This is a genomic window from Pseudomonas sp. NGC7 (genome assembly GCF_047159675.1).
In the GTDB taxonomy this organism is placed as follows: domain Bacteria; phylum Pseudomonadota; class Gammaproteobacteria; order Pseudomonadales; family Pseudomonadaceae; genus Aquipseudomonas; species Aquipseudomonas kermanshahensis.
The window spans coordinates 3,431,520-3,458,062 of the sequence record NZ_BAAFZY010000001.1 but is presented as its reverse complement, the minus strand read 5'-3'; the positions used below and the strand labels follow the sequence as shown (position 1 = coordinate 3,458,062).

Below are 26,543 nucleotides of genomic sequence, written 5' to 3'. Positions count from 1 at the left end.
CTCACCGCACCCCCTCCCACCTGAAGAGCCCCCGTGATTCTTCAGGACCCCGCCATGGCCAAGCCCCTGCAGGAATACCAGCGCAAGCGTGACTTCAATGCCACGCCCGAGCCGAGCGGTAAACGTGGCCGGGGCCGGAAGCCCCATGCCCTGCAGTTCTGCATCCAGAAGCACGACGCCAGCCATCTGCACTACGACTTCCGTCTGGAACTCGACGGCACGCTCAAGAGCTGGGCCATCCCCAAGGGCCCGTCGCTGGACCCGAAGGTGCGGCGTTTGGCCGTGCACGTCGAAGATCACCCGCTGGACTACGCCGATTTCGAGGGCAATATCCCCGAAGGCCATTACGGCGCGGGCGATGTGATCGTCTGGGACCGAGGCATCTGGGAGCCTGAAGGTGATGCGCAGCAGGCCTACGCCAAGGGCAAGCTGCGCTTTCGCCTGCAAGGCGAGAAGCTCAACGGCGTCTGGAACCTGTTCCGCACCCACCTGGCGGGCAAGAAAGAGCAATGGATGCTAGTCAAATCGCACGATGGCGAAGCCCGTAGCGAGGCCGATTACAGCATCGTCGAGGCCCAGCCCGACAGCGTGCTCAGCGAGCGCACCCTGGTCCCCAGGCGTAGCAAGCCTGCCGAAAAAGCGGCGCCGCGTACCCGCAAACGCAAGGCTGGCGCACAGAAGGCCCCGTTACCCGACACGCTGCAACCCCAACTGGCGACCCTGGTCGACTCGCCACCCGCCGGCGACTGGTTGTACGAGGTCAAGTTCGATGGCTACCGGATTCTCGCGCGCATCGACGGCGATGACGTGCGTCTTTTTACCCGCAATGGCCACGACTGGACCGCCAAGCTGCCCCATCAGCGAGAGGCACTGCGCACGCTGGGCCTCGACTCGGCCTGGTTGGACGGCGAAATGGTGGTCAATGACGAACACGGTGTGGCCGACTTCCAGGCCCTGCAGAACGCGTTCGATGTCGAGGACGATCAGCACATTCTCTACTACCTGTTCGACCTGCCCTTCCTGGGCGGCGAGGACCTACGCCAGTTACCGCTGCAAGCGCGGCGCAAAACCCTGCAGCAGTTGCTTGAACAGGCCGACGCGCAGTGGCTGAGGTTTTCCGAAGGTTTCGATCAACCGGTCGACTCCCTGCTCGACAGCGCCTGCCGCATGAACCTGGAAGGCTTGATCGGCAAACGCGCCGACAGCCCTTACACCGGGCGCCGCAGCGCCGACTGGGTCAAGCTCAAGTGCCAGCAACGCCAGGAGTTCGTGATTGTCGGCTACACCGACCCCAAGGGCAGCCGCAGCGCTTTTGGCGCCTTGCTGCTGGCCGTGCACGACGACAGCGGCGCGCTGCGCTATGCCGGCAAAGTCGGTACAGGGTTCAGTGCTGCCACCCTGGAAACCATTCATGCGCGACTCAAACCGTTGGAAACCCCCAAGCCGATGCTGAGCAAGCCACCGACCGGCGCCGAAGCCCGGGGCGTGCACTGGCTCAAGCCGACGCTGCTCGCCGAAGTCGCCTACGCACAGATGACCCGAGACGGCGTGGCGCGCCATGCGGTGTTCCACGGCCTGCGTGATGACAAACCCGCGACCGCGATCGACCTGGAGCACGCCATGCCTGGCAAGTCCGTGGCCAAAACCAAGGCTCAACACAAGCCCGAGGCGTTGGGCGAATTGCGCCTGACCCACCCTGACCGCGTCATCGACGCCACCCGCGCCACCACCAAACGCCAAGTCGCCGAATACTATGCGCAGGTGAGCCAATGGATCCTGCCCCAGCTGAAAAACCGCCCCGTGGCGCTGGTACGCGCACCCGAAGGCCTCGGTGGCGAGTTGTTCTTCCAGAAAAACGCTGGCCAGCTGCACATCCCCAACGTGGTCAGCTACGACAAGAAACAGGCCGGCCAGGCCGCCATGGTCATCAACCGCGCCGATACTCTGCTGGGCGCGGTGCAGATGAACATGCTCGAACTGCACACCTGGAACGCCACCGACAAGGACTTCGACAAACCGGACCGCTTCGTGCTCGACCTGGACCCGGACCCGGCGCTGCCCTGGAAAGCCATGCTGGAGGCCACGCAGCTGACCTTGACCTTGCTCGACGAACTTGGCCTGAAGGTGTTTCTGAAGACCAGTGGTGGCAAGGGCATTCACATTGTCGTGCCGCTGACCCGAAAAGCGGGCTGGGACGAGGTGAAGGGCTTCAGCCATGCGATCGTCGATTACCTGGCCAACCTGTTCCCTGATCGCCTCAGCGCCGTGTCGGGGCCGAAGAACCGGGTCGGGCGCATCTTCATCGACTATCTGCGCAATGGCAAAGGCGCCACCACCGCCTGTGCCTATTCCTTGCGCGCCCGGGAGGGCCTGCCGGTGTCCGTGCCGATCTGGCGTGAAGAGCTGGCCCAGCTCAAGGGTGCCAACCAATGGCACATCGGTAACCTGCACGAGCGCCTGGCCGAGGTGGACGACCCCTGGGCCGACATGGGCAAGGCCCGTCAATCGATCACTGCGCGCATGCGCAAACAGCTAGGGCTGGGCTGATGAGCATCATTCAGGACTTTGATTTGAATACCCTCGACCGCCTGTTGCGCAGCTTCACCGAAAGGCCGCAGGCACTGAACCTCGATACCCAACTGCCGGCGCTGATGCAGGCGCTGCAGGCCGACCACCTTGACCTGCTGCCCCTGCCCGGCCAGGGCAACACGCTGCGCCGCTGGCAGAGCCTGGCCCGCATTGCCGGTTGTGACATGGCCTTGGCCAAGCTCTACGAAGGCCACACCGATGCCTTGGCGATCCTGGCCGAATGTGGTGCCGCGCACCATGCGCAGGACGGCATTTGGGGTGTCTGGGCGGCGGAACCGCCAGATGCCCGCGCACGTATCGTCGAGCGCCAGGGCGAGCAGGTGCGGCTTTCGGGCCGCAAGGCGTGGTGCTCGGGCGCCTTGCAAATCGACCGCGCCCTGATCACGGCATGGGGTGAAGACGACCAACCGCAGCTGGTGGCCATAGAGCTGTCGCACCCCAGCCAAGGCTTGCGTATCGAACAGTGGCAGGCGGTCGGCATGGCCATTACCGCGAGCGTCGAGGTCGAGTTCAACCATACCCCTGGTATTGCCATCGGCCGGCCCGGGCAGTACCTCTCCAGACCCGGCTTTTGGCACGGGGGTGGTGGCATCGCGGCGTGCTGGTACGGCGGCGCCGAGGCCCTGGCGGACTACCTGCGCGAACACTGTCGCAACCCGCGGCCAGACCCGCACGCCGACGCGCACTTGGGGGCTGTGGACGCCGCCTTGTGCGGTGCCAGGGCGGCGCTGCGCGAGTGTGCGGGCTGGATCGACCGCCAGCCGGGCGCAGACGCGTGTTTCGAAGTACGGCGTACCCGCGCACAGGTCGAACAGGCCGTCGAGCACGTGATCCATCACGTGGGGCGCGCCTTGGGCGCCTCGCCGTTTTGCCGCAGCAGCCACTTTGCCCGGTTGAGTGCCGACTTGCCGGTGTTCCTGCGCCAGAGCCACGCCGAGCGTGACCTGGCCGCCCTCGGACAGCAGCTGGCTACCCTGCCGGCAGGAGCCTGGCAACTATGAATTTGATCGAGTCGAGTAGCGGTACCCCCTGGTCGGCCTGGCAGCACGCCGCGCACCTGGCCAGGGCCACCTGGATCGACCCAGGGCAACTGTGCCCGCCTGGCCGCCGGCTTGTACTGATCGCCCCGCACCCGGATGACGAAATTCTTATGGCGGGTGGTTTGCTGGCAGGCTTTCATGGGCGCGAGGACGACCTGGTGTTGGTCTCTGCTACCGATGGCGAAGGCAGCCACCCAGGCTCCAGCCACTGGACCGAGCACCGCTTGCGCAGGCAGCGGCCGCTGGAGAGCCGCCACGCCCTGCAACAGCTCGAACTTGACCTCAACCGGCTGGACTGGCGCAAGCTGCACCTGAAGGACGGCGCGCTGCCGCGGGACGAGGCGTTTCTAGTCAACCACCTGAGCCAGTTGCTCAAGCCTGACGACGTGCTGATGGCCACCTGGCGCAACGACGGCCACTGCGACCACGAGGCGGTGGGCAGGGCCGCCGCGCAAGCGGCAATGGCGCGCAAGGTGCAATTGGTGGAGGTGCCGGTCTGGGCCTGGCACTGGGCGCAACCTGACGACCCTCGCCTGCCCTGGCCACGGGCTCATCGCGTGCAGCTGGATGAAACCCGCCTGGCCCGCAAGCGCAAGGCCTTGGCCGCGCACATCAGCCAACTCGAGCCAGATGAAGGCCAACCGCCCGTGCTGCCAGCGAACTTGCAGGAGTGCCTGCTACAGCCTTTCGAATTGGTGTTCTTGTAAAGGGAGTTGTCATGAGCCTCGACGCACAGTATTTCGCCGACCTGTACGCCAGCAGCGAAGACCCTTGGGCCTTTCGCACCCGCTGGTACGAAAAGCGCAAACGCGAGCTGGTCATGGCCAGCCTGCCCCGCCAATGCTATGAGCGCGTGTTCGAGCCTGCGTGCGCCAATGGCGAGCTGAGTGCCTTGCTGGCCGAGCGGTGTGCAGACTTGTTGTGCCAGGACTTGAACCCAACTGCCGTAGGCCTCGCGCGGGAACGCTTGGCCGGGGTCAGCCACGCCTCGGTCGAACTCGGCAGGCTTCCGGGTGATTGGCCCGGTGGGCGCTTTGACCTGATCGTGCTGAGTGAGCTGGGTTACTACCTTGATCCCACCGATTGGTTGCAAGTAATCGAACAGTCAGCCGCCAGCCTCAGCGACGACGGCGGCCTGCTGGCCTGCCACTGGAAACACCCGATCGCGGGCTGCCCCCAGGACGGGCGTGAAGTGCATCGCATGCTGGGCAAGCATCTGCCGCTGTACCCCGTCTATCGCCATGAAGAAGCGGACTTTCTGCTCGAATACTGGTCCTGCCAGCCCAGCGTGGTCGACCTCGACGAGACCTGCCCATGATTGCCGTGGTCATACCCGCGCACAACGAAGCGCGCCGCCTGGGTCGTTGCCTCAAGTCCGTGCGGGCGGCTGCAGACCAGGCTGAGTTGGCGGGCTATCAGGTCGAAATACTGGTGGTACTGGACCGCTGCAGCGATGGTAGCGCGGCGGTTGCCAGGCGGCACCAGGTGCAGACACTGGAAGTGCACGCAGGCAATGTTGGCATGGCGCGCAGTGCCGGCGCGGCACAGATGATCGAACAGGGCGCCAGCTGGCTGGCCTGTACCGATGCCGACAGCCAGGTGCCGCCGCATTGGTTGCTGTCGCAACTGGCGTGTGGTGCGGACGTGGTCTGTGGCACCGTGCATGTGGAGCGCTGGCAGCCCTGGCAGAAAGCCGCGTTGCGCCGGTTGTACCTGAGCCATTACCAGGCACGAGAGGGGCACCGGCATATCCACGGCGCCAACCTTGGGGTCAGTGCACAGGCGTATTTGCGTATCGGGGGGTTCCAGCCGTTGCCGGCCCATGAAGACGTACAACTGGTGCGCGACCTGGAGGCGCACGGTGCGCAGATTTCCTGGACGGCACGGCACAGCGTGGCGACCAGCAGCCGACGCGACAGCCGCGCCCGGGAAGGGTTTGGGGATTTTCTGGCAGGCCTTGAAGCCTCCCCCTCCTGAATCGCAGGCTTATAGCGCTCCCACAGGAGTGGGCTGCCGATACATAGATGGAAAGATCAAGAAGCCTTCCGGGTCCGCTTGGCAGGCTTCTTCTTGCCAGTAGCCCCACCCTTGCCCCCCAAACTGCGCTTGAGCAACTCGGTAAGGTCGATGATATCGGCACTTTTCTCTGCACTGCCGCCCTCGCCCTTCTCGACCACGCTGATCTTGCCTTTACTGGCCTTCTCTTCCACCAGGTCCATGATCGTCTGGCGAAACGCATCGTGGTATTCATCCGGCTGCCACGGCCCGCTCATGTCCTCCACCAGCCGCTTGGCCATGTCCAGTTCACGCTTGTCTACCTTGGTGTCGGTCACGCTCTTGTCCAGCTCCAGCGTCTCCAGCCCTCGCACTTCCTCTGGCCAGCGCAAGGTGATCATCACCAGTGCATCGTCGAGCGGGCGCAGCAGCGTCAGGTGCTGACGGGTATGCAACACCACCGTGGCCAAGGCCACCTTGCCGGTACTCGCCAGGGTCTCGCGCAGCAGCGCGTAAACCTTGCCGCCACGGCGGTCGGGGGCCAGGTAATACGGGGTATCGAAGTGCTGAAGGGGGATTTCGCCGGCATCGACGAACGAGAAAATATCAATGGTCTGGGTGGCTTCAGGCCGGGCCGTGCGGATCTCCTCCTCGCTGATCACCACATAGCGGCCCTTTTCATACTCCACACCTTTGACGATGTGCTCCTTGTCGATTTCCTTGCCTGTGACCTTGTTGACCCGCTTGTACCCGACCGGCTCCATGCTGCGTTTGTCGAGCCAGTCGAAATCCACCCGCTCGGTGCGCACAGCGGTATTGAGCGAGACAGGGATGTGCACCAGCCCAAAGCTGATCGCGCCTTTCCAGATTGCCCTAGCCATCGTTAATCACCTCCCGCCAGGCCCCGCGTCTATCGGGGCTTCTACTGGAAGTGACTGCGGCGCGCGGGGAAGGTTTAGTCAGGCTGCCCTGCGGCGGGCAGCGCCGCTTTTTTAGCTGAACAACACACGCTTGAAGGCTTCGGCGGCCAGGTGCACCTGCACCGACCAGTCGTCTGCCGCGTCGCTGCCGGCATCGTCTGAAATGTACTTGAGGCAGACGAACGGAATGCCTTCGTCACGGGCGATCAGGGCCAGCACATAGGCTTCCATGTCGACGATATCGTAAGGTGCCTCGCCGTGACTGACTTCGAAGCTGTCACCACTGCCGCAGGTACCCAGGGCAAGCCCGGGGATTTCCTCGCCGTGTTCCAGCAGCACCGGGATGTCAGACAGCGGCGTCTCGTACCGGGCGAAGCCCAATGGCGTGACGTCCATGTCGCGCTGCACGAAACGGGTACAGCACACCACCTCGCCCTTGCCATAGCGTTGGCTGCCGGCAGAGCCCAGGTTGACGATCAACTTGGGCTTGCGCTGGGCAATGGCCTTGGTCAGTGCGATGGCGGCATTGACCTTGCCGATGCCGGTGAACACGGTGTTCACATCGGCAAACACAGTGCCCGCCTCTGCCTCGAGGGCGAAGACAAAAAGCGTGTCGGTCGGGGTGATCTGGGGAAATTGCTTGATCAGCATCATGGCGCAGGACGTTCCGAGTGGCTGCAAAGGGCGCGGCCATTTTCGGTCAACCCTGTGTAATTGCAACCCCAGCCGTTGGCAATCCGGCGTGTCCTTGCGTCACCACTTGCTCGACCACGGCCTGTAAAGCGTGTGCTGCGCTTTGCCCATCGGCTTGGGCGCGCTCCAGGCAGTGCAATTGCCGGTCCGCGCTGGTGCCCTCGCGCAGAATGCCGTGGGCATGCAGGAAGGCGCGTTCGGCGTCGACAGTGTCGACCGGAAACTGGCCCTGCAACTGCCCAAGCCAGCCTTGCGCCGTGACCGGCTGCTGCGCATCGGCACCGATGAATTGACCATGGCGCCCATAGCGCATGGCTCGCCAGTAGTTTTCCTGTGCGACCCAGCGCAGCTCGCGATTGAAGGGGCTACGTTCATGCCTTGGCTGCAGGCTGTGCTCGACCAAGTGGCGAAACACGCCGGCAATGCTCAATGCGTCCTCAAGGCAAGGGCAACCATCGCAGATACGTAACTCGACTGTCGGAAAGCGCTGCGAAGGCCTGATCGCCCACCAGAAATCACCCTTTTCTGCCAGTGAGCCGGTCCTTTGCAGCAAGGCTCGGTAGCGCTCGTAGGCGGGCCAATCCGCTAATGGCTCTGGCAACCCCATGTGGGGCCACTCGCCACAAATGACCCGCCGGTAGCTCATGTAGCCGGTCGCCTGGCCCAGCCATAAGGGTGACGATGTGCTGAGCACGAGTAGCAACGGCAACCAGGGCACCAGGCGATTGATCAGTTGCATGCGATCGCAGTCAGCCGGTACGCCTACGTGCACATGCAAACCGTTGAGCAGGCTGCGCCGTGCCACATGCCGGTAGTCGTCGAACAGCTGGCGGTAGTGTGCCGAGGCTGCCGGCTTATGCCGTAACCAAGGTGCATTGGGGTGGCTGGCTGCGCCATACAGGCCCATACCCTGCGCCGCCAGTACGTCGCTCAGCCGCTGCCGCGCATGCACGAAGAATTCCCGCGCCTGGTACAGGTTAACGAACACCGGTGAGGCGACTTCTATCTGGCAGCGGAACATCTCTTGGGCAAAGTACGGCCCCAATACCTCTCGGCAGTGCCTGGCCAGGCTCGACGCTGGCAACGTTGGGACCTTGCCGGTGGCAAGGTCCACCAACAGGTATTCCTCTTCGAGGCCAAACGTGCAAGGCCGGAGCATGCTGGTTCAGCCGTCGCGGGTAACAGTAAGCGCTACGGCGGCTATGCGCTCGACGTGTTCATAGCCGGGTTCGGCCAGTTGCTCGCCGAACACATCAGGGTCGATTTCCCGGTAGACCCAAGACCACGCCTGGCCCGCCAAGCGCAAACGAACAGCCTCAAGCAGCGGGTCGCGGCCTTCGACGATCGCCACACCGGTATACAGCAACAAGGTGCCCCGAGGAGTCAGGCGCTCCAGGGCCTGTTCGATGATACGCAGCGACAGCGCTTCGCCCAGCGCCCCACCACCGTGGCGGTAAGTGCGCGCGCTGAGGTCCAGCATGTAAGGGGGATTGGCGACGATCAAGTCGAATCGGCCGCTTAGGCCGTCGAGCAGGTCACTGGCCGCCACCGACACGTTGTTGATACCCGCCAAGGCGGCATTGATGGTGGTGTAGCGTAACGCAAGCGGGTTGATGTCGACCGCGCTGACCTGCGCATGCTGAGCGGCGCGCGCGATGATCAACGCGCCCACGCCGGTACCGCAACCGATGTCGACCGCATGCTCCACCCGACACGGGCTGTGCCGCAGGTGATCGTGGATGACCTGGGCAAAGCGGTAGCTGTCGGGGCCGAAGAATACTGCGTCGCAGGCGTGGGTCGGGTAAGCCGAATGGACCAGCAGCAGGTCATCCAGCGTGGACCAGCGCACCGAGCTGGCCATCAGCCCGCCGTGGTGCTCCAGCACTTGCGCGCGCTCCAACGGGGCTAATTGGTCGGCAGGCATCTGCGAAGGCGCAAACGGTCGGCTCCAGCCGAACACGTCGCGCACGTTCGTCGCCTGCCTGGCGTCATCGCGGGCATTGTTGCGGGCATGGGTGGCCGGGCTGACGCAGGTAAAGCGGTAGCCATCGGCACGCAGGCGCTGGCCCAGTTGCAGCAGTGCCTGGTCTGCCTGGGACAGGTCTGTTTCAAGCAGCATCAATGGCATCCTTCTTGAGCCAGGCCGGTTGCACGCACGAAAGCTTGAGTGGCCAGCAACCCCTCAGGCAATGCATGACGATTGCCGGCCATGCGCTCTACCAGGGTATCCAGCGAGGCCGTCTGCTGGTTGAAATCGGGCAGGCTCTCACCTGGCAAACCCGTGTCCCAACTGCCCGGCATCACGCGTCGCGTGCTGGCTTGCCAGCTGTCAGCGATCCAGTCATGCCACAACTGCTTTTCGTACGCGGTGAATACCCCGAACATGGGCGCAGTAGGCCCATCGATCAGTGCCCACCAGCGGCTGTGCACTGGGTTTTCTCCGCGCCGAATCCAGCCTTGGGCCTGCAGCGCATCGACGAAAGCTGGCATGGCGCCCGGTTCTGCCAACCATTGATTGATGGTGCGCTTTTGCAAGCGGCAGTGGTCGGAGTGCATGTATTGACCATACTGGCGCTTGCGCTCCAGGGCAGCGAACAACTGCGCCTGCAGATCGAATTCACCGATCAGGGTGGCCGCTGGCGTACCGAGTTCGTTAAGCCTGTAACCGCGTCGCACCCGTTGATAGAAGGTCTGCGGATCTTCTACCGGGCACAGCTGTTGTAAAGCCTGGATAGACAGATGAGCATGGCCACTGGCAGCGTTATCAATGGTCACATGCAGTTGGAAGTAGTGGCCATCGATACCCAGCTCTGCCAATTCATACGTGGTAATCAGCAGGTGCAGTGGCGGCTGCTCATAGCCCAGGTTATAACCCAGTACTTCGGGTAAAAAAGCGTCACCGTGCGCGCCAAGGGCGAGCTGCACGGCGCCCTGCAGATAGCGACTGTCATCCAGATGTGAGGGTTCCAGGCAGCCAAGACGGCTCAGTAGCCGTTGGTAGATCAACACGTGGTTACAACGCGGATCGCCATTGCCCAGCTCTTCAAGGTAAGTGCGGATCAGCCCGTGGTAACGCGGGTCCTGCCAATGCTGGAGGGTGCCGTGCAGCCACGCCCCATCCACGGCTTTGGTCGGCGCGATTTGTTGCAGAAACCACAACGCATGGGCGCGGTTGCTGAAATACCGGCGTGCTCCCCCTTCGCGTCGCTGCTGTAAGTATTCAGCATAGGCTTTGGCAACCTCGGCGGCATGCTGCGCGCTCCAGGCAGGGAGCTGTGAGGGGCTGGGCGGAAGGTCGTCGGGGTGCTGCTCGACGCGGGTGATCTGTTCATCAAGCCACACAGCGCTTGTGCCGTCGTGACCTTGCAAAAGGCTCTGGTACCTGTGCTGCAGGCTATGGCTTGCGGTCATAGACCTTTCATGTATAGCGGTCTTGCGGGTCAGCACCGTCATGCCGTGTTCCTCTGAATGCAGTGCCAGGTCGCCCCGGCACTGCGTATTCCTCAGTTACGAACGGCCGCCTTTACGGCTGGTGTCGTTGGGCATGTTGCCGCCCGAAGACTGACCGCCTTTGCGTCCGGCTTCAGAAGCCTTCTCGCGGTCGTTGGCGAAGTTGCCTGGGTTCTTGCTGCCGCCTTGGCTGCCTTCCTTGCCCTGGGTGCCGGTGCGGCTGTTCTCTTTGTTAGCCATGGTCGTGAAACCTCATATGACTTCAGGAAGCACGGCGTTTTGCCGTACATAGCTTCGGAGTTCGGCGATATCGAGGGATTCGTTTTATTGCGAGAGGTTCGGACCGGTGGCATTAAATAAGCAGTGGTTGCTTATTTGGCGCGCCAAGCGCTCCGGCGCTTTACTCAGCGCCGGACGGGTCCAGCTTGACTTGGCAACGGCCCAGCCAGCCGCCTGTTGCCGCCCAGCCCAACGCAATGGCCGCGCCAATCAGCATCGCCAGTTGCGGGTGCTCCCCCAGCACATCCAATGCCCGCTTGAGCCAACCGCTGAGGGCGTCACCGCCGCGGTAGACCACAGTGTCGATGAAGTTCTTGGCTTTGTACTTGTCTTCTGCCGACAACACGGTGAAGAGCATCTCCCGCCCCGGCCGGACGAGCGCATATTCACCGGCCCGACGCACCACCATCACCACCACGAAGGCGGCGAACACTGGGGCCACTGCCAGCCAGACAAAGCCTGCGGCCATGATCAACGGCACCGCCACCAGCAATACGCCCACGCCCATCCTTTTCGCCAGGCGCCCGGTCAGAAACACCTGCGTGAGTATCGCCAAGGCCTGGACAACGGTGTCGATCAGGCCGAACACTTGAGTTTGCCGGGTACGGTCGGTGAAGGTTTCGCTGACAATACGCGCCTGTTCGAAGTACAGGAACGTGCTGACACTGGCCAGCAGCACCACGAATAGCGCGATGCCCAACAAATAAGGAGAGCGCAGCACGGCAACAGCCCCCGCGAACGGGTTGCCACCCAACGGCTTGGACGTCGAGCGCTGCAGATGGGCCGGCAGCGGATGGCGGTCTCGCCAGCGCTGCAAAAACAGGGCAGCGCCGGTGCTGCCTAGCAGAAATAGCCCGGCCAGTACCAGTAGGCCTGCATGCCCCAGCGGGCCCACCAGCAAGGTACCCAGGATCGGCCCGCAGAGGCCGCCCAGGCTGGCACCCGCTGCCAGCAGGCCAAACAACCGTTTGCCTTGTTCGGTGGCAAACAGGTCGGCAAGCACGCTCCAGGCCAGTGAAATGGTCAGCAAGTTGAACACCGACAGCCAGATATAGAACGCGCGCGCAGTCCATACATCGTCCGGGGCCTGGGCAAACAGCACCGCGAACAGCAACAGGTTGCTGGTGAAGAACCCGTAGGTCCAGGGCAGGATTTGCCGCCGCCTCACCTTGGATGCCAGCCAGCCGAACAGCGGCAGGCATGCCAGGGTGGCGACGAAGGTGCCGGTGAACAGCCACTGCAGGTTATCCACGCCACCGGCCACACCCATGGTCTCGCGCACCGGGCGCAGCATGAAGTAGCCGGTGAACAGCAAGTAGAACAACAACAGGCCGGCAACCACCGCCGGCCCTTCGCCCGGTTGTATGTTCAGCCCTTGGTCCAGACGCCGCCGCCAGCCTTGCATGGTGTCAGCCGAACTGTTCGATCAGCGCCTGTTGCTGCGCCTGGCTGAGCAATGGCGTATGCCCGGCCTTGAGCTGATCGAGCTGGCGATCAGGCCGGCTGGTGGCGGGAATGACCGTGGTCACTGCCGGGTGGCTGATGGCGAACTTCAGAAACAACTGTGCCCAGCTGCCGATGCCCACTTCTGACGCCCAGCCAGGCAACGGTTGGTCCTTGACCCGGGCAAACAGCCGGCCGTCATCGAACGCCCGGTTGATCAGCACCGCGACGCCCTTGTCTTGGCACAATGGCAGCAGCTCACGCGCGGCCTGTGGGGCGTTGACCGAGTAGTTGATCTGAATGAAGTCGAGCGGTTCGCTACGTACGATCCTGGCCACTTCATCCTGGCCGCTGTTCAGGTAATGGGTGATGCCGACGTAGCGGGTCTTGCCCTGCTGCTTGAGTTCACGGGCGTAGGGCAGTTGGGTCTGCCAATCGCGCAGGTTGTGGATCTGCAGCAGGTCGACCTTGTCGGTGCGCAAGCTGCGCAGGCTGCCTTGCCACTGCGCTTGTGCGTCGGCCTGGCTGTCGGCGGCGATCTTGGTGGCTAGAAAGCACTGCTTGTGCCAGCCGCCCTCTTCCAGCAACTGGCCCAGGATGCTGTCGGCCCCCCCATAGTTGGGCGAGGTGTCGATGACCCTGCCGCCACCTTCGAAGAAGGCCTTGAGCACCGCGCCGAGCTGCTGGTACTGAGGCGAGCCGGCCTCGACCTCGAAACTGCCAGAGGTACCGGCACCGATGACCGGCAAGGCCTCGCCGGTGGAAGGGATAGTGCGCGTCAGCAGGCCACTCGCCGCCCCTGCGTGCAGCCAAGGGCTTGCGGCCAGCAACCCCAAGGCTGCACCGGCGCGTAGGACATCACGACGTGCATACATGGAAAAGCCCCCGTCATGAACCGGAAACTTTCAAGGCTAGCCGCTCTACCCCGCCTCGGCGAGTGATTCTGTATCTGGATGTTAGCGATCAGGCCTGCAACAGCAGCCGCAGGTCCAGGCCGGTTTCACCCATCGGCGGGCACCAGTAATAACCACCGGTCAGTGGCCGGCTGAAACGGTAGAGGCCGTCGATGATGCCGTCTTCCAGGCCGCTCATGCGCCGCAGTTGCACTTCGAAGGCATCGAAGCTGTGGCCCAGCGCCACGAAGGCAAGGCCAGCACCACGGGCGTCAGCCCAGGCGACCGAGCGACGGACCATGAACGCCTCAGGTTCGAAGCTTTCCTGGGCAGTGCGTTTGACGTGCGCGGACGCCGGGGCGTCGTCAAGCTCTTCGTTGTCGCTGAGGCGGCGGCCGATGATGTTGTCCTGGTCCGCCTGGGGCAGCGACTTGAAGTACTCCAAGTCATGCTTCCACAGTTGGAACGCGGCAAAGCTGGAACCGTTGAGGCCAGGGGGCGCGTCGTCAACGATGGCGGCTTGCACGGCGTCTTCGTCCACCGGGTTCTCGGTGCCGTCTTCATAGCCGGTCAGGTCGTGGCCACCCCGGTGCAAAAAGCCATCGACGCTGTCTGCCAGGCGCAACGCCGGTGCCAGCGCGTGTTCCAGGGCCTGGGCCCGCAGCAGCAGGTCGCCACGCTCGTTACCCCGCAGCCACAGCCACAAGGCGTGCTGGGTGCTGGGGTTCTCCACGGCGGCGTCCAGCAGCGGGAAGGCACGCAAACCCGGCACGTCACGGCCCAGGGCCTTGGCCAGGGTCGCGCCGACGCCCAGGATCAACTGTTGGCCGTCGACCTGCGGGAGCAAGGCGTCGAGTGCGGCGGGCAGCGCTTCGGGCGAGTGCAGCGTGAAGAACAGGTGGCGGGCATGGGCCGGCACCGGCGTGGCAAGCAGACCTTGCTGAAACGGCATGACAGGCTAATCCTCGGTAAAAGCGCGCATGCTACTGCGCCGGAACGCCCATCGCAACGCGGCATGCAGACGCTGCGCACGGTGCACTCGGTAACAAAAGGTTACCAAGAGGTGGCGCTTTGCAATTAGCTATCAATGCAGTGCCACCTACACTCCTCGGAATCCTTTGTGCGACTCCCTGATCCGAGAGCCCCTTCATGACTGCCTCGCCCCTGCTCACCGCATTTCTGCCCCTGGCCCTAGGCATCATCATGCTCGGCCTTGGGCTGTCGCTGACCCTGGCCGATTTCGCCCGTGTGGTGAAATACCCCAAGCCTGTGGTGATTGGCCTGGTCTGCCAGATCCTGTTGCTGCCGCTGGTGTGCTTCCTGATCGCCAACGGCTTTGGCCTGGAGTCCGCCCTGGCGGTGGGGCTGATGCTGCTGGCGGCCTCGCCGGGGGGGACCACGGCCAATCTGTTCAGCCACCTGGCCCACGGCGATGTGGCATTGAACATCACCTTGACGGCGGTCAACTCGTTGATTGCGATCCTCACCATGCCGCTGCTGGTGAACCTGTCGCTAGGCTGGTTCATGGCCTCGGACCAGGCCATCCCGCTGCAGTTTGCCAAGGTGTTGCAGGTGTTCGCGATTGTCCTGCTGCCGGTGGCGCTGGGCATGTTGATCCGCCACTTTGCCCCGCGCTTTGCCGCACGCATGGAAAAACCGATGAAGCTGGTGGCGGCACTGTTTCTGGCCTTCACCATCATCCTCGCGCTGGCCAAGGACTGGCAGACGGTGGTCGAGTACGCCCCCGTGGTAGGCCTGGCTGCCCTGTTGTTCAACGTACTGAGCCTGGCCGTAGGCTACTGGGTGCCCCGGCTGTTGAAGATTCCCAAGCGCCAGGCCATCGCCATCGGCATGGAAATCGGCATCCACAACGGTACCCTGGCGATCGCGCTGGCCTTGAGCCCTTCGTTGCTGAACAACGCCACCATGGCGGTGCCGGCGGCGCTGTACAGCCTGATCATGTTCTTCACGGCGGCAGGGTTTGGCTGGTGGGTGAGCCGCGGGCACGTGGCAGAAACCGTTGAGGCTGAGGGCAACGCGGTCAACTGACCGCCGTGACGGTCAGGGCCGCTCGCGTCGGTCGCGCAACTGGCGCTTGAGCACTGCAAGGGGCGGAGCGTAGAAAAAGCCGAACGACACGCTGCCTTGCCGGCCTTTGACCGCATGGTGAAGCCGATGGGCACGATGCAGGCGCTTGAGGTAGCGGCTGACTGGCCGCGGTTTTTTGGGCCAGTGGCGATGAAAGAAGCCGTCGTGAGCCAGCACATACAACAGGCCGTACCCCGCCACGCCCCCACCCACCCACTGCAAGGGGGCGTACCCGGCTTTACCCAGCGCCACCAGGCCGGCGGCGATCAGCCCCAGCGCAAGCAGGTAAACGTCATTGGTCTCGAGCATGCCCAGGTGTGGCTCATGGTGCGAGCGGTGCAGCCACCAGCCCCAGCCATGCATGATGTACTTGTGCGCCAGTGTGCCGACACCCTCCATGGCCACCAGTGTGCCGAGCAGCACGGCGAGATTGAAGAGCATGTAACGGGTCCGGGTGATCGCAAGGGAAGGCGCAAGGTTACCGACTACCCGCTTATTTTTCCATGCAGGCGTGACGGGCTGTAGGCACTTTCCTGATGAAGCCCTTGTCATGTTTTTACCCTTGACCTCGCCTATCTCGGGGCGTAAGGTCCGCGACGCAATTTCGCATCCCCAAACAGGAGTCCTGCATTGGACAGTAGCCCCAGTCGCTTGCGACAGGCCCACTTGGCGAGCTAGTCCGGCAGTGCCCTGCCACTGTCTAGCCGCCATGGCTTGATGGTGGAGTTCTTCAGCCCCCGTGGCTGCAGCTTCCTCTTTTCTTCCCTTCTGTGGTCCTGCGCATTTTCTGGTTATTCAACCACGCCAACACCAGATGGCGTTCATGCGGGCGTGTGCCCGTGGAAGAGGTTTGCTATGGATTGGAAAGTCTTTCTGCTGCGTGTCAGCATCGCCCTGCTGCTGGGTGCCCTGATCGGCGCCGAGCGTCAACTGCGTCAACGCCTCACTGGCTTGCGTACCAATGCGCTGGTCAGTACCGGCGCTTGCCTTTTCGTACTGATGACCCAGGCTGTGCCGGGCATGGCCCCCAACGACGCCTCGCGCGTGGCCGCTTATGTGGTGTCGGGGATCGGCTTTCTCGGGGGCGGCGTGATCATGCGCGACGGTTTCAACGTGCGCGGCCTGAACACTGCCGCCACGCTGTGGTGCACGGCCGCCGTTGGCGTATTGTGCAGCCTTGGGCTGCTGCTGGAAGCGACACTGGGCAGCTTGGCCGTGTTGTGCGCCAACATCCTGCTGCGCGACATCGCCCAGCGCCTGGACCGCCAGGACATCGTCCCGGCCACTGAAGTGGAGCAACGCTTCGAAGTGCGTGTTGTGTGCCGTGCCGAAGATGAAATCCAGGTTCGCAGCCTGATGCTGCACAGCCTGGGCGACCCGGAGCTGCGCCTGCAATCGCTGCACAGCGAGGACCTGCCCAACCCGGCGCGCCTCGAAGTACGCGCCGAACTGCTGGGCAACCCGCAGGCACCGGCGCAGCTGGAACGGCTGGTCAGCCGGGTGAGCCTGGAAAAAGGTGTAAGCTCGGTGCGCTGGCAGTTGCAGCCGCAAGAGGTGGCGGCAGACTGACGCCCACCCAGCCCACGGTTTGCAGGACCCGACTGTGCATATACGCCCTACCCTCACCCGCGATATCCCCTGGCTGGCCGAGGTCGAGCGTTCAGCCGCTCAGGCCTTCGCCCAACTGCCGGCGCTGGCGTGGCTGGCACAAGGCGATGTGCTGGACAGCACAGCGCATCAAGGATTCGTCGATGCAGGCGCAAGCTGGCTGGCGGAGGGTGACGCCGGGCAGATCCTAGGCTTTGTGTGCGCACGGCGGGAGCAACAGGCATTGCACATTCATGAGATTTCCGTGCGCCGGGAAGCTCAAGGGCAAGGGATCGGGCGCCTGCTGCTGAATCAACTGGTCGACGCGGCGCAAGCCGCCGGCGTTCGAGAACTGACCTTGACCACCTTTGTCGACGTGCCCTGGAATGCACCTTTCTATGCACGCTATGGGTTCGAGGCTATTGATGAAGGCCTGTTGTGCACGCGGCTGCGGGACATTCTGGCCAACGAGCATGCCCATGGGCTTGTCGGGCGTTGTGCAATGCGCATGAGCATCGATTGAACAGCGCCTGCCGTGCTCGCCCTTGATGGGCGATCATGGGTCTACACCTGCCGAGGCATTGTTAGCCACGCAGTAACCGTCCCGCCCCTGCCCCTTGGCCTGGTACAACGCGCTATCTGCCGCCGCCATCAGGCGCTCGGGCGTTATGGCTTGCCGAGCCGGGTCGCCGATCGCAATGCCGGCACTGAACGTCACCCGCCCCAAGGGGCTGCCACCGTGCTCGATCACATGGCGGCGCAACACCTGCTGTATTTCCTGCACGACAAGCTCGGCACCCGGCCCATCGGTGTCGGGCATCAATAGCGTGAACTCCTCGCCACCGAAGCGCACCGCCAGGTCTGCCGGGCGCTTCAACGCCTGTTGCAGCAGCTCGGCGAAACGCCGCAGGCACTGGTCGCCGGCAAGGTGCCCGTAACGGTCGTTGTAAGCCTTGAAGTGGTCGAGGTCGAGCATCACCAGCGCTACTGGGTAACCTTGCCGTCGAGCCCGCCGCACCTCGGGCTCGAACACTGCATCCAGCCGCCGGCGGTTGCCAAGCCCAGTCAGGCTGTCGGTCATGGCCAGGGATTTCAGCGTCTGGTGCGCCTGGTGCAAGGCGCGCTCTATCACAATGCGTTCGCGCAGTTGGCGCAACACTACCCCGCCGAACGCTGCCAACCCCACCAACAACAGCAACAGCACAGCCACTGATTTGATCGCGTCGTGCCGCCAGGGCGCCACTATGGATTCCCGCGACAGGCCAGCCTCTACCACCAACGGGTAACTCGACAGCGCCCGGTAGGCATATAGGCGAGGCGTGCCATCGACTACCGCGACTGCCTCGACCAGCCCTTCATCGGCATAGGGCAAGTGGTTGCGAAAGACTTCGCTGTTGGCCAATGTGCGCCCAACGACCCTCGAAACGAACGGGCGACGGACCAGAATCGTGCCGTCACGTTTGGCCAGCACCAGCGCGCCACGCTCGTCGATCTTGAAATCGCCGTAATAGCGCACGAACCAGTCCACTTTGATCGTGCCCAACAGCACCCCGGCAAAATGCCCGTCAGGGTATTCCAGGCGCCGCGAAATGGGGATGATCAAGTCGCCAGTCGAGCGGCTTCGCACCACCGAACCGATGCGTACCTGCCGGTCGCGATGATTGCGGTGGTAAACGAAATAGTCGCGGTCAGCATTGTTGAGGTTGGGCGGTAGGGTCGCCTGGTCGGTAACCAGCCAGCGGCCATCCGCGCCATACACGAACAGCCCGTGCAACTGCGGCATGAGCGCTTTTTGCCGCGCAAGCAATGCCTGCAGGCGCGGGCGGTTCATATGCTCGAAACCATCGCCCTCCAGGCGCTCGGCCAAGGACGCGCTGACGACATCCACTTGGCGAATGGCGTCCTCGGCGTGTTGCGCCGTCGCCCGAGCCAGGTTGGTCACCATGTTTTCGGCATTGCTGAACGCGTGACGGTAATCACGCCAGATTCGCCAGCCTTCTACCATCACGAAGGCCAGCATCACCACCACCATGAATGCCAGGACCTGGCGGAACAACGCCACAGCGCGGCCCTCGCCCGCTACCGCGAGATGCCCATCGTCATCCTGTTTCCTGGCTGCGCACATCCTATTCCCTTGTTGTCTCGCGTTCGCCGCTTATGACTATAGTTCAGCGCTGCTTACGCGAAGCCAGCTCGATCCACACCGGTGCATGGTCGCTGGCCTTGGGTTCGTTGCGTACCCAGGCGTCCACGCCTGCAGCCTTTAGGTAAGGCGCAAGTTCAGGGTTGAGCAACACATGGTCGATGCGCAGCCCGGCGTTACGCTGCCAGTGATTGCGAAAATAGTCCCAGAAGGTATAAACCCGCTCGTCAGGGTGCAGGTGGCGCAGCGCATCTTTCCAGCCCTGGTTGAGCACACGCTGGTAGCAATCGCGGGTCTCAGGTTGCAGCAGCGCGTCCTTGAGCCAGGAGCGCGGGTTATAGATGTCGAAATCGGTGGGGACGACGTTGAAATCGCCGGCTAACACTGCCGGGTGCCCGCTCTTTTGCAAACTGGCCGCATGGTCGATCAGGCATTGGAACCAGCGCAGTTTATAGTCGAACTTAGGCCCGGGTTGCGGGTTGCCGTTGGGCAGGTAGAGGCAGCCGATGATCAGCCCCTGCACGGCTGCCTCCAGGTAGCGGCTCTGGCCGTCATCCTCCATGCCGGGTAGGCCGCGGCGCACTTCGAGTGGCTCACTGCCACGCGCGAGAATGGCAACGCCGTTCCACGAAGGCTGCCCTTGGTACATACACCCGTAACCCACCGTTTCTAGCGCTTCACGCGGGAACTGCTGGTCGGGCGCTTTCAGCTCTTGCAGGCAGGCGATGTCAGGCTTCTCTCGCTCTAGCCAGGCGATCAATGCCGGCAATCGGCTGCGAATACCGTTGATATTGAAGGTGGCGATCTTCAGCGCTTTCATGCGTCAGGGTCGTCGACATGCGCCTGTACTGCATCTTCGAGCGCGTTGATGTGTGCCTGGTCGGCCATGGCCTTGAGCTGCAACCAGTCATCCCAGTCGATGGCGCCGTCATCACGCAGTGCTTCGGCCGTGCGCACCAGTTCATGATGATAGGCATCCGGTGACTCGCGCTGGTAACTGACATCGTCATACTGGGCGTACCAAGCCTGCAACTCAGGAATGCTGCGTTCAATGCTCATGTGCGTGGCTCCTCGCTACCCGCTTTGAATGTGTGAGCCTTGCCCTGCGCCAGCGTTCAACCTCACTGAGAAAAGGAGCCGGCCGGCAAACTCTTTAAACCTTTGCCGCCTGCGAGCGCTCAACTGTAAGCGACACTGAAGTCGCGCCAACGGTTAAGGAGTGAAGCATGAGCAATTTATTGATCAAGCGCATTGGGTTGTCGATAGCATTGGGCCTGGCCTCTGTGCATGCGATGGCAGCGAGTTCCGATGATTTCGTTGACGCGGCCACCGAAGCGGGTATTGCGGAGGTGGTGACAGGCAACCTGGCCAAAGAGAAAAGCCAGAGCGCCGATATCAAATCATTCGCACAGCAGATGGTGACTGACCATACCCAGGCCAACCAGAAGCTTGGCGACATTGCCCGTAAACTCGATATTTCTGTCCCGGATGAAGCAGCGCTGACCGACAAGGTCAAGAAGATGATCTTGGAATGGCGTGATGAATCCTTCGACAAGTCTTATATCAACAACCAGGTCGATGCCCATGAGAAGGCCGTCGAACTGTTCAAGAAAGAAGCGGCATCGTCCGATAAGGCTGAACTGAAGGCATTCGCCAGCGCTACGCTGCCTAAACTCGAACAGCATCTGGAGCATGCCAAGGCACTTCAGGCCAAGCACGGTAAGTGAGGCCAGATATGAGTAATGATGCATTGCGCTCGGAAGTGTTGACCCGTCTGCTGCATGCCCACCCCGAGGGGTTGGGCAAGGAGGTGCTGGACAACTACCGCGGTGAAAAAGCGGTGGCCGGCATGTTGAAGACACTCCAGGACCACGGATTGATTCACGATGGCGCCGTTGCCATAGACGGTGATCACCGCATTAGCCTGCAGTATCCGATAAAGCTGTCCGCTTCGGGGGTAGAAGCCGCGAAGCAATTGGCGCGCTAGCCAACGTGAATGCGGGGCCGCTCAGCGGCCCCTTCTCTCATTTATCTTTCTCGACGTCACGCGGGGCGATAGCCGGGCCTTGCGGGTCAACCTGCGGGTCTTCCAAGTCTGGTGAGTCCGGGTCGAACCCCAGGTCTTCCTGTTTGTCACCGTGATCGGAAGAATGAGGCCCCTCTTGCTGTGTGTGCTGCTTTCCAGGCGTTGGCATGGCACTTTCTCCTGTGAATGTATACGGAAGAAAGCATCAGCCCGAGGAAGTTTGATTTATCAGTAGCTCATTTTGCTTGAGTGGCTTCGCTCAATTGCGAGCGAACCGCCTTCAGCGCCTCATCGCGCTCTAGCAGCTCATCCTGCAGACGCTGCACTTGGCGCACCTGTTCGGCATACAGTTCGCGCTTGTCTTCCAGGTTTTGCGTTTGCACATCCAACTGCCGCCGCATTTCCTCGGTCGCCCCTTGGGCTTGAGCCAAAATCGTTCGCAGGCCCTGAATCTGCGCGTCCCGCTGTTCAAGCAGTTCGTCACGTGCCTTGCGTTCGCTGGTGGCCTGGCGATGCTCGCCGAGCAAGCGCTCGTTATCACGGTGCAGGCGGGTCAGTTCGTCCTGCTTGACCATCATGCCCTGCTGCAGTTGCCGTACTTCAACTTGCAACTGTTGCAGTTGCGCCTCGTGGCGGCGCTGGTCCTGCTCGCGCTGTTCGCGGCTGGCGCTGCGGTAGTGCTCCAGGGCATCGCGGGCGTGGCGATGCTTGTCTTCGAGTGACCGCACCTGCTCTTCCTTGTCGTTCAGGCGCAATTGCAGCTCGCCCAATGACTGGTTGAGGCTGGCACTGCGCAGTTGCTCAGCCTGCAAGGTGCTTTGCGTGGACAGCAGTTTCTCCGATTCGGCAACCAGTGCCGCGTCCTGGATCTTTTGCTGTTGATGCGCCGCAGCCAGCGCTTCTTGGGCCAGCTGCAATTGTGCTTCGAGCTGTTCGCGTTGCTGGGTGAAAACGCTTTCGGCCTCTTCGATGCGTATATCCGCCTCTTCCTGCAGCTGTGTTGCCAACTGCCCGACAAAACGCCCAAGCGTGTCGCTCAACCCAGGGGCGCCCGCCGTGGCCACGGTTTGCTGGCCATTGAGCTCCTTCAGGTAGCGATGAATCGTGCTTTTCGAGCCGGTGTTGCCCAGCTCGATACGTACCGCATCGATGCTGGGGTTCTCCCCGCGGGCGATCAGCGCCTGACGCGCTTGCTGCACTACCACCTTGTTGATACCGCCCCGGGCCATGCGTGCTCCTACGATTTTGTACTGGAATACGTAATATGTAATTACGTACTAATTTTGACCGTTCAGCACCTCTAATTCAAGTGCTAGTTAACATGGAATAATCACGACTTATCGCATGTGAGTGACCAGATAAGCGGTTTTTGACTGGGAAACGCGTACACGAAGCGCAGAAAGCAAAACGCCCCGCCTGGCAAAAGCCAGCGGGGCGTTGCGTTTGCAGCGTGCAGCGGTGTCAGGCCAGGCGTTCGACCTGCGCCGGCGTACGCCGCATCAACACCTTGCCGTTGCGCACCGACACCAGCGCATGCCCCTGGCTGCGCACCATCTCGTAGTCATCCGGCGCCGACAGCAGCAGCAGGTTCGCCGGCCGCCCCACCTCGATGCCATAACGCTCCCCCAGGTTGAGCGTGCGGGCGCTGTTGTCGGTGATCAGGTCCAGGCAGCGTTGCAAGTCTTCGTAGCCGAGCATGTGGCAGATGTGCAGCCCGGCTTCAAGAATGCGCAAGATGTTGCCATTGCCCAACGGGTACCACGGGTCGACGATCGAGTCCTGGCCAAAGCACACGTTCATGCCCGCCCGGTCGATCTCCGCCACGCGGGTCACGCCGCGGCGCTTGGGGTAGCTGTCGAAGCGCCCTTGCAGGTGAATGCTCTCGGTCGGGCACGAGACGAAGTTGATGCCCGACAACTTGAGCAAACGGAACAGCTTGTAGCAGTAGGCGTTGTCGTATGAGCCCATGGCCACGGTGTGGCTGGCCGTGACCCGGGCGCCCATGTCGCGCACCCGCGCTTCTTCGGCCAGCACTTCGAGAAAGCGCGACTGCGGGTCGTCGGTTTCGTCGCAGTGCACGTCCACCAGGCAGCCGGTTCGCTCGGCCAGGTCCATCAGGAACTTGACCGACGACACGCCCTGGTCGCGGGTGTTTTCAAAATGCGGAATACCGCCGACTACGTCAGCGCCGATGGCCACGGCTTCGGTCATCAGCGCCCGCCCGTTGGCATACGACTCGATGCCCTCCTGCGGGAAGGCGACGATCTGCAGGTCGACCAAATGGCGCACCTCCTCACGCACTTCGACCATGGCCTTGAGGGCAGTGAGCTTGGGGTCGGTGACGTCGACATGGGTGCGGACATGCTGGATACCGTGGTCCACCAGCATGTTGATGGTTTTCTTGGCGCGGCCCTTGATGTCTTCGTGGGTGGTGATTTCCTTGCGCTCGGCCCAGCGTTCGATGCCTTCGAACAACGTGCCGCTCATGTTCCACTTCGGCTCGCCGGCCGTCAGGGTGGCATCCAGGTGAATGTGCGGCTCGACAAAGGGAGCAACCACCAGGTTCTGTTTGGCATCCAGGTCATCAGCGCCGCCTGGTGCCACCGGGTCGGCCTGTGGCGTGATGCTGGCGATGCGGTCACCGTTCAGTTCGATGCGAAACAGGCCAGCCTTGCCTCGCAGTTTTGCGTTGATGATGTTCATGGCGTTACTCCTTGCCTTGGGCTTCGGTCATGCGCCACACCAGCATGGCGACCGAAGCATTCATACGGAAAAGCGGGTCGTCCAGCGACTGCCCACTCAGGTGTTCGATGCGTTGAATGCGTTGATTGATGGTATTGCGGTGCAGCCCCAGGCGTTGCGCGGCTTTCAGGCCGTTGCCGTTTTCCTTGAGCAGGGCATCAAGGGTATGCACCAGTGTATTCGGGTGCTTGCGGCCGGGCGCGATCAGCGGCCCTAGTGTCTGGGCGACGAAGTCGTCGATCAACGACCGATCGACGATCCCTTGCAGCAGGCGCAGCACGCCCAGCTCGCTGAAATCGCAATAGCCATTGGCGGGACGCAGGTTTTGCGCCACTTCCAGGGCCTGGCGGGCCTCGTTGAGCGCGCGGCGGTAGTGCGCGCAATCTTCCGCGAGGCTCGACAGCCCCATATAGAGGCCCAACTCCCCTGCCACGCCCGCCAATTGCCGGTGCAGCGCGGCCAGCGTAGCAGGCAAGCCCGGTGCATCGGGCAGCAACAGTACGAACAGGTCACCCGGCAAGTGGGCCGTCACGCTGCCCGGCCGGCTGCGGCACCAGGCCTCCAGCTGGTCTTCAAGGGCTTGGCGAATGCCTTGCCACAAGCGCTCGCCTTGGGCCAGCCCATGGCGCTCGAATACGCCATCGACGCCCGACAAACGCAGCGCCAGCAGGCGTCGCGGCTCGTCCAGCGCCAGGGCCAGGTGCGTTGCCCGTTGCCGGGCGATGGCCAGGCTTGGGTAGTCGCCGGTCAACAGCTGCCCGAGGATGTCGTTGCGCGAGCGGCGCACCTGGGTCATCTGCACCAGGGCCGTGCCGATCAGGTGGGTGACCACGACCATTTTCAGCGCATAGGGCTGCTCAATCAACGGCAAGCCCAGTTGCTCGGCGCGGGCAACCACCGCTGGCGGGATTGCCTGGATGAAAGTGCCGCCAGTGAGGATCACCAAGCCGGCAATACCCACGGCCTCGCCGTCTTCCACCAGGCTCAGCAGGTTGGCCTCGCCACGCGGGTGGTTGATGCCGGTGACGAACACCAGTTCGCCGCCCATCACCCACTCGGCGATGCCCTCGTTCTCTGCGACGTAAGGCCAGCGCACCCGACGCTGCAGGTTGCGTGCGCCTGCGCGCACGGTCATCTCCTGCAAGCCAGGCAGGTGCAGAATGTCTGCCAGTGCCAGGCTCACGGCTCGACACCGGCCTCGCCCACCACCCGGCGTCGGCCGCTCAGTTCAAGCAAGAGGATGTAGCACAGCGCCGAGGCAGCAATACCTACCAACGGCGCAACCCAGGGCGAGGCATACGCCAGTACCGCGCCGACGGCATAGGCACAAAGCCCCCTCAGGTTGTAACGCGGCAGGGTGGCTGTGGCCAATGCGGGATACTGGCCACGGTGGCGATACCAGAAATCGGCCATGATCACCCCACCAACTGGCGGGATGACCGAACCCAACAGCACCAGAAACGGAATCAGCAATTCGTACATGCCGCCAATCGCCAGCACAATGCCCACCCCTGCCGCCACCAGCGTCGCGGTTCGCCGTCGCTCACTGCGCAGCAGGTGGCAGGCAGCTGCCGACACGTTATAGATGGTCGGGCCCTGGATGGTCCAAAGGTTCAGGCAGAGCATCACCACCGCCGCGAACGACAGGCCCTGCAGCATCATCACCTCGACGATGTCGGCCTGCTGATACACCATCGCGCACCAGGCACCGGCAACCACCATCAGGCCGTTGCCCAGCAGAAACGCAACGATGCTGGCAACCACCGCCACCCGCCCGCTGCGTGCCAGGCGTGTCCAGTTGGTGGCCTGGGTGGCGCCACTGGCGAAGGTGCCGAAAACCATGGTCACGGCCGCCGAAAAAGTCATGGTCTCGTGTGGCACCACCGCGGCAAGGCCAGCAAAGCCACCGGCATCGTGGGTGGCGATGTACATCGACACCAGCAACAGCACGAACATCAAGGGCACTGATACCCGCGACAACAGGTCCAGCCCTTTGAAGCCGATAATGGCCGTAATACTGAAGCCCAGGCCGAACAGCACCATCAGCGGCACAGTGAAGCCGCTCGCCAGGCCCAACAATTTGACCAGCACGATCGCCACGGTCGCGGTGCCCCAGGCGTACCAGCCCAGTTCAGCGAACCCCAGCAAGAAGTCGGAGAGTCGGCTGCCCGCTTCACCGAAGCAGAAGCGGCCCATCAACACGGTGTTCAGCCCACTGCGTGACGCGATGAACGCGAGGGTTGCGGCGTATAACGCCAACAGCGTGTTGCCGACCGTGGCAACCCACAGCATGTCGACGAAGTTGAAGGCCATGCCCAATTTGCCACCGGCGAACATCGTGCCAGTGAAGAACGTGAAACTGAACAGCACCATGGCTATCGGTAGCAGGCCCTTGCGGGACGACTGCGGGGCTTCGCAAAGCGGGAATTCGGTTGGTGAGCTCATTGCACGGGGCTCCGGGTGGTAGACGGGAGCAGGAAGAGCAATATGCGGGCCGGTTTTACAAGGGATGGAAACCGAAGCGCAACGGGCGAACAGCACAGACAATACTGTGCACTCTGCACATTTAAGCATCGAATGAGTCGAGATGATGTGTGCCAGCTGCCTTGATTTGAGGCATTTACGCACCAAAGGTGAACAGCGCTGAGTAGTTTT

Annotated in this window: 28 protein-coding genes; 10 read left to right on the top strand and 18 right to left on the bottom strand. The window is 62.7% G+C overall.

Annotated features, from left to right (window positions below; genetic code table 11):
• The first annotated feature begins 54 nt into the window (after positions 1-54).
• The 5 genes from ligD to ACMCNM_RS15470 are packed head-to-tail and all read left to right on the top strand — an operon-like array spanning position 55 to position 5,606.
• Complete coding sequence (gene ligD, locus ACMCNM_RS15490) at positions 55-2,547, top strand: DNA ligase D (protein WP_412764824.1); 2,493 nt, start codon at positions 55-57, stop codon at positions 2,545-2,547.
• Complete coding sequence (locus ACMCNM_RS15485) at positions 2,547-3,590, top strand: acyl-CoA dehydrogenase (RefSeq protein WP_412764823.1); 1,044 nt, start codon at positions 2,547-2,549, stop codon at positions 3,588-3,590. The genes ligD and ACMCNM_RS15485 overlap by 1 nt, the downstream gene beginning before the upstream one ends.
• Entirely contained in the window at positions 3,587-4,336 is a 750-nt protein-coding gene (locus ACMCNM_RS15480) for a PIG-L deacetylase family protein (protein WP_412764822.1), read from the top strand. Before ACMCNM_RS15485 ends, ACMCNM_RS15480 begins: the two co-directional genes overlap by 4 nt.
• 11 nt (positions 4,337-4,347) lie before the next feature.
• Positions 4,348-4,947: a class I SAM-dependent methyltransferase gene (locus tag ACMCNM_RS15475; protein ID WP_085272833.1), complete on the top strand. Its 600-nt coding sequence runs from the start codon at positions 4,348-4,350 to the stop codon at positions 4,945-4,947.
• Positions 4,944-5,606, top strand: coding sequence for a glycosyltransferase (locus ACMCNM_RS15470; RefSeq protein ID WP_412764821.1), 663 nt, complete (start codon positions 4,944-4,946; stop codon positions 5,604-5,606). The genes ACMCNM_RS15475 and ACMCNM_RS15470 overlap by 4 nt, the downstream gene beginning before the upstream one ends.
• Positions 5,607-5,662: 56 nt before the next feature.
• Here the strand turns inward: ACMCNM_RS15470 and ACMCNM_RS15465 are convergent, their stop codons facing one another.
• From ACMCNM_RS15465 to ACMCNM_RS15425, 9 genes are all read right to left on the bottom strand, one after another.
• Entirely contained in the window at positions 5,663-6,505 is an 843-nt protein-coding gene (locus ACMCNM_RS15465) for a Ku protein (protein ID WP_099429364.1), read from the bottom strand.
• 111 nt (positions 6,506-6,616) lie between these two features.
• Complete coding sequence (locus ACMCNM_RS15460) at positions 6,617-7,198, bottom strand: nucleosidase (protein ID WP_027593205.1); 582 nt, start codon at positions 7,196-7,198, stop codon at positions 6,617-6,619.
• 46 nt (positions 7,199-7,244) lie between these two features.
• Positions 7,245-8,396, bottom strand: coding sequence for a carboxylate-amine ligase (locus ACMCNM_RS15455; RefSeq protein WP_412764820.1), 1,152 nt, complete (start codon positions 8,394-8,396; stop codon positions 7,245-7,247).
• 6 nt (positions 8,397-8,402) lie between these two features.
• The gene (locus ACMCNM_RS15450; protein WP_412764819.1) at positions 8,403-9,356 is read right to left on the bottom strand and encodes a methyltransferase; all 954 of its coding nucleotides are present in this window, start codon (positions 9,354-9,356) and stop codon (positions 8,403-8,405) included.
• On the bottom strand, positions 9,356-10,690 hold the full coding sequence (locus ACMCNM_RS15445) for an iron-containing redox enzyme family protein (protein ID WP_412764818.1): 1,335 nt from the start codon (positions 10,688-10,690) through the stop codon (positions 9,356-9,358). Before ACMCNM_RS15445 ends, ACMCNM_RS15450 begins: the two co-directional genes overlap by 1 nt.
• A 54-nt stretch (positions 10,691-10,744) precedes the next feature.
• Positions 10,745-10,927, bottom strand: a complete 183-nt coding sequence (locus ACMCNM_RS15440; RefSeq protein WP_099454107.1) for a general stress protein — start codon at positions 10,925-10,927, stop codon at positions 10,745-10,747.
• Positions 10,928-11,087: 160 nt separating this feature from the next.
• Positions 11,088-12,371 (bottom strand): NTP/NDP exchange transporter, encoded by a 1,284-nt coding sequence (locus ACMCNM_RS15435; protein ID WP_412764817.1) that lies wholly within the window; start codon positions 12,369-12,371, stop codon positions 11,088-11,090.
• 4 nt (positions 12,372-12,375) lie between these two features.
• A complete protein-coding gene (locus ACMCNM_RS15430; protein WP_412764816.1) occupies positions 12,376-13,284 on the bottom strand; it encodes an aldo/keto reductase in 909 nt (302 codons plus the stop codon).
• Between the two features lie 88 nt (positions 13,285-13,372).
• A complete protein-coding gene (locus ACMCNM_RS15425) occupies positions 13,373-14,254 on the bottom strand; it encodes a Dyp-type peroxidase (RefSeq protein WP_085272827.1) in 882 nt (293 codons plus the stop codon).
• Positions 14,255-14,451: 197 nt separating this feature from the next.
• Between ACMCNM_RS15425 and ACMCNM_RS15420 the strand changes: the two genes are divergently transcribed.
• Positions 14,452-15,351: a bile acid:sodium symporter family protein gene (locus ACMCNM_RS15420; protein WP_027593198.1), complete on the top strand. Its 900-nt coding sequence runs from the start codon at positions 14,452-14,454 to the stop codon at positions 15,349-15,351.
• Positions 15,352-15,363: 12 nt separating this feature from the next.
• On the opposite strand, the gene ACMCNM_RS15415 is transcribed toward ACMCNM_RS15420, so the two are convergent.
• Positions 15,364-15,831: a sterol desaturase family protein gene (locus tag ACMCNM_RS15415; protein WP_186681583.1), complete on the bottom strand. Its 468-nt coding sequence runs from the start codon at positions 15,829-15,831 to the stop codon at positions 15,364-15,366.
• Positions 15,832-16,245: 414 nt separating this feature from the next.
• Between ACMCNM_RS15415 and ACMCNM_RS15410 the strand changes: the two genes are divergently transcribed.
• Together ACMCNM_RS15410 and ACMCNM_RS15405 are read left to right on the top strand one after the other, a co-directional pair.
• A complete protein-coding gene (locus ACMCNM_RS15410; protein WP_099429372.1) occupies positions 16,246-16,959 on the top strand; it encodes an MgtC/SapB family protein in 714 nt (237 codons plus the stop codon).
• Between the two features lie 34 nt (positions 16,960-16,993).
• Positions 16,994-17,500 carry a GNAT family N-acetyltransferase gene (locus ACMCNM_RS15405; protein WP_412764815.1) on the top strand — a complete coding sequence of 169 codons (507 nt, stop codon included), beginning with the start codon at positions 16,994-16,996 and terminating at the stop codon, positions 17,498-17,500.
• Positions 17,501-17,533: 33 nt separating this feature from the next.
• Here the strand turns inward: ACMCNM_RS15405 and ACMCNM_RS15400 are convergent, their stop codons facing one another.
• The 3 genes from ACMCNM_RS15400 to ACMCNM_RS15390 are packed head-to-tail and all read right to left on the bottom strand — an operon-like array spanning position 17,534 to position 20,179.
• Positions 17,534-19,102 carry a sensor domain-containing diguanylate cyclase gene (locus ACMCNM_RS15400; RefSeq protein ID WP_339548132.1) on the bottom strand — a complete coding sequence of 523 codons (1,569 nt, stop codon included), beginning with the start codon at positions 19,100-19,102 and terminating at the stop codon, positions 17,534-17,536.
• Between the two features lie 43 nt (positions 19,103-19,145).
• Entirely contained in the window at positions 19,146-19,940 is a 795-nt protein-coding gene (gene xth / locus ACMCNM_RS15395; RefSeq protein WP_412764814.1) for an exodeoxyribonuclease III, read from the bottom strand.
• Entirely contained in the window at positions 19,937-20,179 is a 243-nt protein-coding gene (locus ACMCNM_RS15390) for a hypothetical protein (protein ID WP_099454098.1), read from the bottom strand. The genes xth and ACMCNM_RS15390 overlap by 4 nt, the downstream gene beginning before the upstream one ends.
• Before the next feature lie 167 nt (positions 20,180-20,346).
• Between ACMCNM_RS15390 and ACMCNM_RS15385 the strand changes: the two genes are divergently transcribed.
• A complete protein-coding gene (locus ACMCNM_RS15385) occupies positions 20,347-20,847 on the top strand; it encodes a DUF4142 domain-containing protein (RefSeq protein ID WP_099454097.1) in 501 nt (166 codons plus the stop codon).
• An 8-nt stretch (positions 20,848-20,855) separates the two neighbouring features.
• Positions 20,856-21,107 carry a hypothetical protein gene (locus ACMCNM_RS15380; protein WP_099454096.1) on the top strand — a complete coding sequence of 84 codons (252 nt, stop codon included), beginning with the start codon at positions 20,856-20,858 and terminating at the stop codon, positions 21,105-21,107.
• A 37-nt stretch (positions 21,108-21,144) separates the two neighbouring features.
• Here ACMCNM_RS15380 and ACMCNM_RS15375 read toward each other — a convergent pair whose 3' ends face one another.
• The 5 genes from ACMCNM_RS15375 to codB form a co-directional block, all read right to left on the bottom strand.
• A complete protein-coding gene (locus ACMCNM_RS15375) occupies positions 21,145-21,315 on the bottom strand; it encodes a DUF6021 family protein (RefSeq protein WP_172961362.1) in 171 nt (56 codons plus the stop codon).
• 67 nt (positions 21,316-21,382) lie between these two features.
• Positions 21,383-22,375: a DNA-binding protein gene (locus ACMCNM_RS15370; RefSeq protein ID WP_412764813.1), complete on the bottom strand. Its 993-nt coding sequence runs from the start codon at positions 22,373-22,375 to the stop codon at positions 21,383-21,385.
• Positions 22,376-22,607: 232 nt separating this feature from the next.
• Positions 22,608-23,849 (bottom strand): cytosine deaminase, encoded by a 1,242-nt coding sequence (codA, locus tag ACMCNM_RS15365; RefSeq protein ID WP_027593188.1) that lies wholly within the window; start codon positions 23,847-23,849, stop codon positions 22,608-22,610.
• 4 nt (positions 23,850-23,853) lie between these two features.
• Positions 23,854-25,071: a PucR family transcriptional regulator gene (locus ACMCNM_RS15360; protein ID WP_275744335.1), complete on the bottom strand. Its 1,218-nt coding sequence runs from the start codon at positions 25,069-25,071 to the stop codon at positions 23,854-23,856.
• Complete coding sequence (gene codB / locus ACMCNM_RS15355) at positions 25,068-26,333, bottom strand: cytosine permease (protein ID WP_186681598.1); 1,266 nt, start codon at positions 26,331-26,333, stop codon at positions 25,068-25,070. Before codB ends, ACMCNM_RS15360 begins: the two co-directional genes overlap by 4 nt.
• Between the last annotated feature and the right edge of the window lie 210 nt (positions 26,334-26,543).